This is a genomic window from Ferrovibrio terrae (genome assembly GCF_943372915.1).
GTDB classification, from domain to species: Bacteria; Pseudomonadota; Alphaproteobacteria; order Ferrovibrionales; family Ferrovibrionaceae; genus Ferrovibrio; species Ferrovibrio terrae_A.
This window is the reverse complement of the sequence record NZ_CALSAN010000042.1, coordinates 18,659-29,889: the sequence shown is the minus strand read 5'-3', so window position 1 is coordinate 29,889 and position 11,231 is coordinate 18,659. Positions and strand designations below refer to the sequence as shown.

At 62.6% G+C, this 11,231-nt stretch carries 9 protein-coding genes; 4 read left to right on the top strand and 5 right to left on the bottom strand.

Features of this window, described 5'->3' with window-relative positions; genetic code table 11:
* From AAG821_RS20030 to AAG821_RS20010, 5 genes are all read right to left on the bottom strand, one after another.
* Positions 1-978: glycosyltransferase (locus tag AAG821_RS20030; RefSeq protein WP_341916413.1), on the bottom strand; the 978-nt coding region annotated here is incomplete at its 3' end.
* 2 nt (positions 979-980) lie between these two features.
* On the bottom strand, positions 981-1,556 hold the full coding sequence (locus tag AAG821_RS20025) for a histidine phosphatase family protein (protein WP_341914078.1): 576 nt from the start codon (positions 1,554-1,556) through the stop codon (positions 981-983).
* A complete protein-coding gene (locus tag AAG821_RS20020) occupies positions 1,553-2,689 on the bottom strand; it encodes a glycosyltransferase family 4 protein (RefSeq protein ID WP_341914080.1) in 1,137 nt (378 codons plus the stop codon). The genes AAG821_RS20025 and AAG821_RS20020 overlap by 4 nt, the downstream gene beginning before the upstream one ends.
* A gap of 14 nt (positions 2,690-2,703) precedes the next feature.
* Complete coding sequence (locus AAG821_RS20015) at positions 2,704-3,936, bottom strand: glycosyltransferase family 4 protein (RefSeq protein ID WP_341914081.1); 1,233 nt, start codon at positions 3,934-3,936, stop codon at positions 2,704-2,706.
* Between the two features lie 26 nt (positions 3,937-3,962).
* The gene (locus AAG821_RS20010; protein ID WP_341914083.1) at positions 3,963-5,186 is read right to left on the bottom strand and encodes a glycosyltransferase; all 1,224 of its coding nucleotides are present in this window, start codon (positions 5,184-5,186) and stop codon (positions 3,963-3,965) included.
* A 205-nt stretch (positions 5,187-5,391) separates the two neighbouring features.
* Between AAG821_RS20010 and AAG821_RS20005 the strand changes: the two genes are divergently transcribed.
* From AAG821_RS20005 to AAG821_RS19990, 4 genes are all read left to right on the top strand, one after another.
* A complete protein-coding gene (locus AAG821_RS20005; protein ID WP_341914085.1) occupies positions 5,392-8,046 on the top strand; it encodes an ABC transporter ATP-binding protein in 2,655 nt (884 codons plus the stop codon).
* A 25-nt stretch (positions 8,047-8,071) separates the two neighbouring features.
* The gene (locus AAG821_RS20000; protein ID WP_341914087.1) at positions 8,072-8,527 is read left to right on the top strand and encodes a cyclic nucleotide-binding domain-containing protein; all 456 of its coding nucleotides are present in this window, start codon (positions 8,072-8,074) and stop codon (positions 8,525-8,527) included.
* Positions 8,528-8,536: 9 nt separating this feature from the next.
* Positions 8,537-9,025, top strand: a complete 489-nt coding sequence (locus tag AAG821_RS19995; protein WP_341914089.1) for a class I SAM-dependent methyltransferase — start codon at positions 8,537-8,539, stop codon at positions 9,023-9,025.
* A 79-nt stretch (positions 9,026-9,104) separates the two neighbouring features.
* On the top strand, positions 9,105-11,231 hold the full coding sequence (locus AAG821_RS19990) for an NAD(P)-binding protein (RefSeq protein ID WP_341914090.1): 2,127 nt from the start codon (positions 9,105-9,107) through the stop codon (positions 11,229-11,231).

The window sequence follows — 11,231 nt, the reverse complement described above, 5'->3', positions numbered from 1 at the left end:
CAGAGCGGCGCGCAGCGTCTGTTCGGTTTCGCGCCCGCCGGCAAACGGCACCACCACGGCACGCGCTCCGCTGCCCAGGGTTTCCATCACGGTATTGTAGCCGGCCTTGCTGATCGACAGCAGGCAGTGGCGCAGCATGCCCGGAAAGTCTGGCCGCACGGGCTCGATGATCACACCGGGCCCGGCCTGCCGTTGAAGCGTAGCAATGGCACCGGCATCCTCCTGCGGGCTGACCAGCAGGCGCCAGGGTGCGGCATGGGCCAGCGACAGGGGCCGGGCTGCAAGGGCGGTATCAAACAGGGCCATGCCTACGGCGCCGCCACCGGCTGAAACCAGCACCTCGCCGGCGCCGGCGTCGGTTGCTGCGACGGCATGCCGTTCCGCGATATAGCCGGTGTAGTACAGCTTGTCGCGAATCTGGCTGGCCAGCGGGAAGGTCTGTTCGAATGGCACAATGGCCGGATCGCCATGCACCAGCACGCCGTCGTAATAGCTTTGCAGCCAGGCGATGGTGTCGAGATCGTGCTGCAGCTTGCTGCGGTCGACCAGGATGTCGCGCACGGAGCAGAAAATCAGCGGGCGCCGCGGTTGACGCTGCAGCATATCCAGCAAGGGCACCAGTTCGAACCGCATCTGCCGTCGACCGAACGGGAACAGCTCGGTCAGGATGGCATCAGGGCCGAAGCCCGTGACTGCCGCCTCCAGCTTGCTGCTGCGCATCGCTTTCCAGGCATCCGTCACTTCGCTCTCGGTTTCATCGAGCAGGATCTTGAAAGTGGCATCCTTGGCGCGCGCAGGCGGCAACTGAACGAAATCGATGCCATCCAGGCCATGCAGGGTGGGATCAGGCAGGCCGCCTGAGACCAGCATGGTCATGCAGCCGCTGCGTCGCATCGCACGGGCGATGGTGGCCACGCGATGCAGATGCCCGACGCCGAGCAGATGCTGCACATAGATCAGGACGCGTGGCGCGGCCATCGTCACTCCAGCGGAACATTGGCAGCGGCCAGAACGGGCCGCCCATCCTCCGTTATGCTAAATTCCTGCAGGCAACGCCAGTCGAGCCTGACGGGCGGCTTGCCCAGCATCGGCCAGTCGAAGGCGAGCGCCAGGATCGCGCGGATCACGCCCTTGTGGGTGACGGCACCAGCATTGCCCGGCAGGTTGCGCAGCCAGGGCAGCAGGCGCTGCTGAACCTGGCGCGGACTTTCGCCGCCGGGCGGCTGCAGATCGAGGCCAAGCTCCTCATTGGCGGCAAAGGCGGCACCATGGCGGGCATGCAGCTCTGCCAGCGTGCAGCCTTCATAGGCGCCCCAGTCCATCTCGATCAGGGCCGGCTCGGTGGTGGCCTGCAATCCCAGCAGTGTGGCGGTTTCCTGCGCCCGGCGCAGCGGGCTGGCATACCAGGGCCAGTCGCGATAGGCCGCCGGAATGCGCCGGCCGCTGAGCTGTTGCCGGCCCGTTTCGGACAGCGAAGTGTCGGTGCGGCCCTGCAGGCGTTTATCGGCATTCCAGTCGGTCGGCCCATGACGCAGCAGCACGATATGGCGGGTCATGCCGGCAGCCCCAGTTGCGTGAACAGGGTTTGCAGCCGGGCCTGCGCAGCGCCCATCGACAGGTCGCGGGCGACACGCAGCGGCGCGGCAGCTGCCATGCGCTGCCGCAGAGCCTGATCGCCGAGCAGGTTGTGCAGGGCAGAGGCCAGCGTCTGCGGTTGGTCATCGGCTGTCAGCCAGCCGGTTTCGCCATGTGCCACGATATCAGGTACGCCGCGCGTGTTCACCGACAGCACCGGTAGGGCGGCCGCCTGCGCTTCCAGCAAAGCCATGCCATAGGCTTCGTTCACGGCGGGCCAGATATACAAATCGCTGGCGGCGTAAAGTGCGGCGAGGCTGTCTGCATCAAGCTGGCCGGTCAACGTTATCCGGTTGTGCAGCGGCGCAAAGGCGGCCTGCACGGTGTGGCGCTCGGGGCCATCGCCGACCAGTATGCCGTGCCAACCCATATCTGCCGCCAGCGGCAGGGTTTCAGCCAGGCGCTGGAACGATGCCAGCTTGTCACCGCTGCGCATCATTCCAACGGCCAGCAACCATGGCCGATCCAGCGGCAATCCGAAGCGTGCGCTCAAGACCTTGCGATGCTGCTGACGCTGCGTGGCTGCGGCCATAAATGGTGCGGTATCGATGAAGGGGGCGAAATACTGCGCCCGCGCACCGGCACAGGCGATCAGCGGCGGCAGGTCATAGCGCGTGATGGCGAGTACGGCATCGGCGGCTGACAGCGCCTGTGCAGCCTGGACATAGCCTTTTGCCCAGGCACCCTCGCGGCGTCGTGGCGAGTCCGAGGCTTCGGCAATCACATAGGGCAGGCCGAAACGCTGCTTCAGCGCCGGGCCGATATAATCGGCAGCCTTGTGATAGACATGATAGGTGAACAGCAGATCGGGTTTGCGGCTGGCTTCCTGCAGCCAGCGGTGGCTCAGTCTGTCGACCGCGGCGGCGGCGGCCTCGGCTGTGGCGGCTTCGTGCACAGCATCGCCGTCGCGATTGAAACTGCGCAGATCGGACAGCAGGTCGATATCATGGCCCATGCCGCGCAGCGCAGCCATGAACAGACGGGCGACGCGGCGGTCACCAGATGGCGCCGGATGATCGGGTGGCTTGAGCGGTGCATAGAAGCCGATCCGCATCGCCGCGCTCCGGTTCAGGCTGCCAGGCCGAAACGCCGGGCCAGTTCGGCGATGCCGCTGCCCATGCCGAAGGCCGTTCGGACCCGGCTGGCAGCAGCAGCCCCCAGCCGGTTGCGCAGGGCCGGGTCGACGATCAGGTGATTGAGCGCGACCATCAGTTCGCCAATATCCTCGCTCGGCACCAGCAGGCCGGTCTCGCCATCATGGATCAATTCCGGGATCGCGGAAATGGTGGTGGCGACACAGGGCAGCGCCTGGCTCTGGGCTTCCATCAGGACATTGGGCAGGCCATCCATATCGCCGTCGCGGTCGCGGCGGCTGGCCAGTGCAAAGATATCGGCATCGCGATAGGCGGCGATCACATCATCCTGTGCCGCCGCCCCGCGCCATGTGATGCGGTCGGCAATGCCGAGCTGTGATGCCTGTGCCTTCAATGCATCCAGCAGTGGGCCGCCACCGATATGGGTGAAATGCCAGTACAGGTCAGCCGGCAGCCGGGCCAGCGCCTGCAGCAGCAGGTCATACCCCTTCTTTTCCACGGCGCGGCCAACCGAGAGCAGTCGTACCGGATCCTGAGCGTCGCGGCCATCGCGACGTGGCCGCCAGGCCGGAGCATCGGGGAAGCGTGTGAAATCCAGGCCGTGATAGACCAGCGACACGCGCTCAGGATTGCTCAGGGCTGACAGATGCGTGTGGTTATGCGCCGTGCAGGTGACGGCCCATTGGCAGTCGGCCAGTTTCTCGCGCTTCTCCCAGTCCGGCGTGATCCAGATATCGCGCGCATGGGCCGATGCCGTCCACGGGCATTGCAGAATCTGTGCGGCATAGCGCGCCACAGAGCCTGGTGTATGGATGAAATGGGCATGCAGATGGCGATAGCGGTCCGGCAGTTCGGCGGCTAGCACCAGGGCCTGGCCGAAACGGCGGAGGCGATTGCGCGTGCGGTCGCGGCTGAAATCCTGCCGCCAGAGCTGAAAGGCGGCGCGGTAACCGGGCAGGCGACGCGCACGCCACCAGCTGCGCAGCACGCGCAGCGGTTCCTGATGCAGATATTCCGGCAGGTAAAGCAGCGGCGCCCGGATCTGGTCGTGCAGGGCGTGGCGTTTCGTGTCGGTGGGATGGCGCAGCGATACGATCAGGATATCGAGGCCGCGGGCTTCAAGCGCCGCGATTTCCTGAGCGATGAAGGTTTCTGACAGGCGTGGATAGCCTTTCAGAACAAAAGCGACGGGCGGTGGTGGGGACACGGACATACGCGGAAACGGCGGGCGGATCAGCCCCGCAATTCGACCACGTTGCCGGACGATTCGGCCCGTGGCCGCAGCCACGGCTGCACCAGGCGATCGACGTTATCCAGGCCTTCCAGCAGGCCGGGAATCACAATTTGCGAGGGCAGCGGCTGGCGCGGCAGGTTGCGGAGCGCATTCGCCATCACAGCCGGGTCATACTGGCCGTCATCTTCCAGCATGCGGATCAGGCCCAGTTGCTGGGCGCGGCTGGCGCGGATGAACTGTTCCATGCGCGGGCGCTTGCGCGGCACGATGATGGCGCGTTTGTCCAGCGACAGGATTTCGCAGAAGGTGTTGTAGCCGCCCATGGCGACCACGCCGACGGCATTGCGCACCAGATGCTCCATGTGCGCGTCGAAGGTGATGGCTTCCACGCGCGGCAGACGGGCCACCCGGGCCAGGAAATCGGCGCGGCGGTCTTTCTGCATGAAGGGGCCGAGCACGATCAGCGCCGGGTAGGGCAGCATCTCGGTGCTTTCATAGGCGCGCAGCACCCAGTCGATCAGGCCTTCGCCGTCGCCGCCACCGCCGGGCGTCACCAGCAGGAAGGGTCGCTGGGTGATTTCGGGGAGCTGATGTTCTGGTGGCGATTCGTTGGAGGTGCGCGGCAGGTAACCGGTATAGACCACCTTGCGCCGGACTTTTTCGGGCAGGGTGATGCCTTCCAGAGGATCGCAGAACTGCGGCAGGCCGTAGACCCAGATCTGGTCGAACAGCGATTTCAGCGCCGGCATGACATTCTTGCGTTCCCATTCGGGCGCCAGGGCACTCGGCTCGTCCATCACGTCGCGCAGGCCAAGCACCAGGCGGGTGCCGCTGGCCTTGAGCATTTTCATGGTCTCCAGAACTTCGCCCCGCAGGCCGAGCGGTTCCTTGTCCACGATGAAAATGTCGGGGTCGAAGACCCGCGCCGTATGCTGGATGATCTCGGCCCGAATCCTCAGGGTCTCCTCGATATCCATTGGCAGGTTCAGCGAGGTGTACTGGCCGTCGCGCAGCTTGATGACGCCGGGCACGCGGACGAAGTCGACGCGGCTGCGGAAATCGAAGCTGCCGATGATCGGCGAGCCGGACATGATCAGGACCGACATGTCCTGATGCCGCTCGACCAGGGCATGGGCAATCGTCCGGCATCGGCGCAAATGGCCGAGTCCGAAGGTGTCGTGGCTGTATATCAGCACACGCGTGCCGTCACTGCGCGATACCATGCTGGTTTCCCCCCTCGGGGAGCAATCGGGAGCGTACTGGGGTCTATAGTCTGCCCGGACTATGGCATAGCCCCCCGGCTCAGGCCAAGCCCTGGTTCTCCCAAGCCCCTGAGATAAATAGTGATCCCGGGCACAGTCCGGTCTCGTCTGACAATTGGCGGGCTGTCGACCTTCGGCTAAGGTCGGGGCAAAGCGGGGAAGTTCGGTGGAAAAAAATCTCTACAGCTTCATCCTAAAATACAGTCTGAAGCAGCAGGTTATCATCACGCTGCTCTCGGTCGTTTCCTTTATTCCCTATTATTATTACCTGAGCATCCCGAAATCGATCGTCAATCAGGGTATTCAGGGCAAAGACATCAGCTATCCGGTCGACCTGTTCGGCTGGGGTTTGTGGCAATTCGATAACACGGCCTATCTGTTCCTGCTCTGCGGTGTGTTCCTGTTGCTGGTGCTGATTCAGCAGGGCTTCAAATACGCCATAAATTACTTCCAGGGCGTTGCCGGCGAACGCATGTTGCGCAGGCTGCGCTATGACCTTTACGCCCATATCCTGCGGTTTCCTCTGCATACCTTCCGGCGCACCAGCCAGGGTGAAATCATCCCGATGGTGATCGCCGAGGTTGAGCCGGTCGGCGGTTTTATCGGCGAAAGCTTTGCCCTGCCGATCTTCCAGGGCGGCATGCTGCTGGTGATTTTTGGCTTCCTGTTGCTGCAGAACCCGCTGATGGCCTTTGCTGCGGTCGCGCTGTATCCGATCCAGTTTTACTTCGTGCCGAAAATGCAGGCCAAGGTGCGGGCGCTCGGCCGTGAGCGCATCAAGAACCAGCGCAGGCTGTCGGATCGCATCGGCGAAACCATCAGTGGCGTGACCGACCTGCATACCCACGACGTGTCGAATCGCATGCTGGCGGAATTTAGCGGTCGCCTCAGTATCAGCTACTGGATTCGCGTCGAGATCTATCAGCGCAAGTTCATGGTGAAGTTTCTCAACAACTTCATCCAGCAGCTCGGGCCATTCTTCTTCTACGCCATCGGCGGCTATCTCACGATCCGCGGCCAGATGGATGTCGGTACCGTGGTGGCGGCAGTGAATGCGCACAAGGAGATGGCGGCACCCTGGAAGGAATTGCTGAACCACTATCAGCAGCGCGAGGATGTGAAACAAAAGTACGAACAGGTCGTCACCCAGTTTGTGCTGGATGGCATGCGCGGCCCGGATGACCAGCATGTGGAGCCGGAGCAGCCGGTGTCGCTGGCCGGTCCGGTCGCGGTTTCCGGCCTCGTCCTGCATGACGATCAGGGACAGCCGATCCTGGAGAATCTCAGCCTGTCATTGCCCTGGCCATCCCGTGTCGCTGTGGTCGGCGATAACGGGCGCGACGAACTGTTGCAGCTTCTGGCGCGGCTGCATGATCCGACCCGCGGCCGGATCGCCATCAATGAACGGAATCTGGCCGAACTGCCTGAGACCGTCACCGGGCGCCGGCTCGCCTATGTCGGCCCGGCCAGCTACGTCTTCAACACCAGCCTGGGCGACAACCTTTTCATGGGCCTGCGTCATCGCCCGTTGACGACCCGCAGCCTGAACGAGGCCCTGCAGGCGCGGTATGAGCGTGAGGTTGCCGAAGCCGAGGCCTCGGGCAACTCGCCGTATGATCCAGATGCAGACTGGACCGATTATGCGGCGGCCGGTGCTGACGGGCCTGACAACCTCGTAACGGTTGCGATCGCTGCATTGAAAGCAGCCAGTTTCGACGAGGATGTCTATCAGTTGGGTATGCGCGGAACTGTTGACCCGGCGGTCAAACCCGACGTGGCGGAGCGTGTTCTTGCCGCGCGGCGTGCTTTTCGCGAGAAACTGACCAGTGGTGCACTGGCCGATCTGGTCGAGAGCTGGGATCCGGCACGCTACAACAGCAATGCCACGGTGGCGGAAAACCTGATGTTCGGCACCGCGCGCAATGGGATTTATCACGAAGACAATCTGGCGCGTGATTCGCATATGCTGCGTGTACTCGATGAAGTCGGCCTGCGGCAACGGTTCCTCGAGATCGGCCATGAAGTCGCTGCCACCATGGTCGAACTGTTCGCCGATCTGCCGCCGGAGCATGAATTCTTCCAGCAGTTCAGCTTCATTTCGTCTGAAGACTTGCCCGACTACAAAGACCTGCTGCAGCGCGCCAAACCGGGTGCGCTGGACCAGCTGCCGGAAGGGGACCGCGCCCGGCTGATGTCCCTGCCATTCAAGCTGGTGTTCGCGCGCCATCGTCTTGGTCATTTCAACGATGCCGAGCGCGAGGCCATCCTGAAGGCCCGGAAAATCTTCGCCGATACCCTGCCGGAAGATCGCAAGGGCGCCATCGCCTTTTTCGATCCGGAGCATTTCACTGTCTCGTCCAGCATCGTCGACAATATCCTGTTCGGTCGCGTCGCCTATGGGCAGGCGCAGGCGCAGGAGAAAATCGGCCGCGTCATGGCCGATGTTGTTGAACAACTCAAGCTACGCGAACCGATCATCGCGGTTGGTCTGCTGTTCGAGGTTGGCATCGCCGGTGCCCGTCTGACCGCGGCGCAACGTCAGAAGCTGTCGATTGCCCGGGCCCTGGTGAAGCAGCCGGACTGGGTGATGTTGTCTGAAGCCACTGCAGCGCTTGATCCGCGCAGCCATGCTGTGGTGGTGAAGGCGGTTACCGAGCTGCGCAAGGAGACCGGCCTGATCTGGTCTCTGCAGCGGGCAACGGACTGCGAAAGCTTCGATATCGTTGTCGTCGTGGAGAATGGACGGGTCACGCATACCGGATCCTACGCAGAGCTATGCGAGAAGAGTGCCCGGTTCAAGCAGATGCTGGCGCCGGCCTGAGCCGCGCATTGATGGAGAGCAGGTTATGAGTCTGATTGAAGAGGTCGAACTGCTGCGACGGATTCCGCTCTTCGCCAAGATCGAACCGTCGAAGCTGAAGCTGCTGGCCTTCACCAGCCAACGCCTAACCTACAAACCGGGCGATGTCCTGTTTCACCAGGGCGATCCCGGCGACGCTGCCTTTGTGATTATCGGCGGCGAAGCCGATGTCGTGGTCGATACGCCGACCGGCCCGTTGAAAGTGGCGCATTTGCGGCAGAACGATTTTGTCGGCGAGATCGCCATTCTGTGCGATGTGCCGCGCACCGCGACGGTGACGGCGACGCAGGAAACCACCGTGCTGCGTATCGAGAAGGATCTGTTCTTTCGACTGATCGGCGACTTCCCGCAGATCGCCATCGAGATCATGCGTGTGCTGGCCCAGCGCCTGGATCGCACCACCGCCGAGTTGCGCGATCTGTCTGCCAAGGTGAAGGGCTGATCACAGGTTATGAGCCGGCTGGACAGTTTCATCGCGCGCCTTTCGGCCCAGCGCGAATTGCTCAACTGGGCAATTGAGTGGGTGAGAGGTCGTGAAGGCCTGGTGCTGGAGGTTGGCCTGGGCAATGGGCGAACCTATGACCACCTGCGTGCCGGGCTGACGGCTGACCGGATTTACGCCTTCGATCGCGCCAACAACGCCAACCCGCGCTCGATCCCCCCGGCTGACCGCCTGGTGCTTGGCGAATTCGGCGACACCCTGCAGGCTTTCGCCGCCCAGCGCCCTGGCGCCGCCATTCTGGTGCATAGCGATGTAGGTCTGGGCGATCCGGACGCCAATGCCCGGCAGGTGGTGCAGATGAGTGGCTGGTTGCCGCCGCTGCTGGGTCACGGTGCACTACTGCTCAGCGACCAGAAACTCACCCATCCCGACCTGCTGTTGCAACCGGTTCCTGTGCCGATCCCGCCCGACCGCTATTTTGTCTATCTGAAGGCTTGAGCAATCAGCGACAGAAGGCATCAAATAGACACACATCTGCCGCAGGATGACGGCAGCAATAAAATGGGGGTGCTGTTTGATGTCTGACACGGGCAAAAAGAAGATTGCGATTTTGGGTGGCGGCGTTTCCGCTCTGACCAGTGCCTTCTATCTGGCCTCGCAGCCGGATGCGGCTGAGAAATACGATATCACCGTATATTCGATTGGCTGGCGGCTGGGCGGCAAATGCGCCACGGGCCGAAATGCCGATTTCGGCATGCGTATCGAAGAGCATGGCATTCACGGCTTCCTCGGCTGCTACTACAACACCCTGTCGATGATGACGGAGGTGTACAAGCTGCTGGACCGGCCGAAGGACGTGCCATTGGCAACTTTCGAGCAGGCCTTTTACCCGGTCGACTCCATCCTGTGCTGGGAGTTCCGCGATTATCGCTGGATCAACTGGCCACTCACCATGCCGCGCAACGACCTGAAGCCCTGGGAGCCGGACTCGTTGCCGACCCTGCAGCACTGGATCAAGGCGCTGGTTGAATTCCTCGGCAAGCGGCTGGACCACGCGGCAGGTACTGTGCCGTCAACCTTCCTGGAATTCAGCCTGGCGCGCGGGTTGTTTAACAAGCTCGCCGCCGAGGCGGACAAGATTGCAGCCGGAGAGGGCGGCCCGCTGCTCAAGGCGATCGATGATTTCTGGCTGTGGTTCAAGAAGCATGTCGAATCGCTGATCGAGAATAACGACGCGCTGCGCCATCTCTACATCACGTTGGATTATTTCCTCACCATGATCCGCGGCATCATCGCGGATGACGTGATCAACCTCGGCTTCGACCGGCTCGATGACGAGAATTTCTCCGACTGGTTCGCCCGCCACGGCGCCTCGATGCTGACGATTTCCTCGCCGCTCAGCCTCAATACACCGAACCTGTCCTACCAGTATCCCGCTGGCGATACGACGCGCTCGCCCACCATGGCGGCCGGCGCCTATCTGCACTGGACTCTGCGCGAGTTTGCCTATCTCGGCTCGTTCGGCTGGCTGTTCGCGGCCGGCACCGGCGACACCGTGGTGGCGCCGCTGTACGAATTGCTCAAGCGAATGGGCGTGAAGTTCGAGCTGTTCCACAAGGTGCGGGAAATCACCACCGGGCCGAATGGCGTGGGCGAGGTCGTTTTCGACATCCAGGCCACGCTGAAGGATCCGGCCAGGGGCTACGAGCCGCTGATCGATCTGCCGCTGGCGCAATATAACGGCAAGGCCCTGCCGGTCTGGCCGGACCGGCCGCTATTTGACCAGTTGGTCCAGGGCGAGGCGATGAAGGCTGCGAGGGTCGATATCGAATCCTACTGGACGCCGTGGAAACCGGTTGCCGAGAAGCGGTTGAAGGCGGGCGAAGATTTCGACACCGTGATCTGCGCCATTTCCATTGGCGCCCTGCCGATCCTGGCGCCGCAACTGATGCAGGCCAATCCGAAATGGCCACCCATGGTCGAAGCCATCAAGACGGTGCAGACCCAGACGCTGCAGATCTGGATGAACCGCACGCTGAAACAGATGGGCCTGCCGTTCGAATACAAGAATTACGATCGCCTGATCGGCGCCACGTTCGTCAATCCGATCGACGGTGTGGCCGATTTCACCGACCTGATCCCGGTGGAAGACTGGCCCAAGGATCAGATGCCGCAGTCGCTGCTGTATTTCTCCGGTGCCACGCCGCAATACGGCGCACAACCACCGTTCAGCGATCATGATTATCCCGTGCGCGAAAAGGCCCGCGTGAAGGCGCAGGCCCAGCAATACCTGCAGGCCTGCATGGGGGCGCTGCTGCCCAAATCAGTGACCAATGCGGTCAATCCGCCGGGCGACATGATCGGCTTCGATTTCTCGCAGCTGGTCTGCCTTGAGAATGACGCCACCACGCTGGGTGTCGCGCGTCTGGACCAGCAGTTCTGGAAACCCAATATCGACCCGACCGAACGCTATGTCACCTCGCCGCCGGGCAGCACGAAGTATCGCCTGAAGGCCTGGGACTCCGGCTTTGCCAATTTGGTGATCGCCGGCGACTGGATCTACACCGGCCTCAATGTCGGCAGCTTCGAGGGCGCCTGCATGGGCGGCAAGCTGGCTGTGCATGCCATCGATCCGGCGGCGATGCCGCTCAATAAGGTCTATGGCTTCCCGCCCAACCAGGGCCCCAAGATGGCAAGCCTGTAG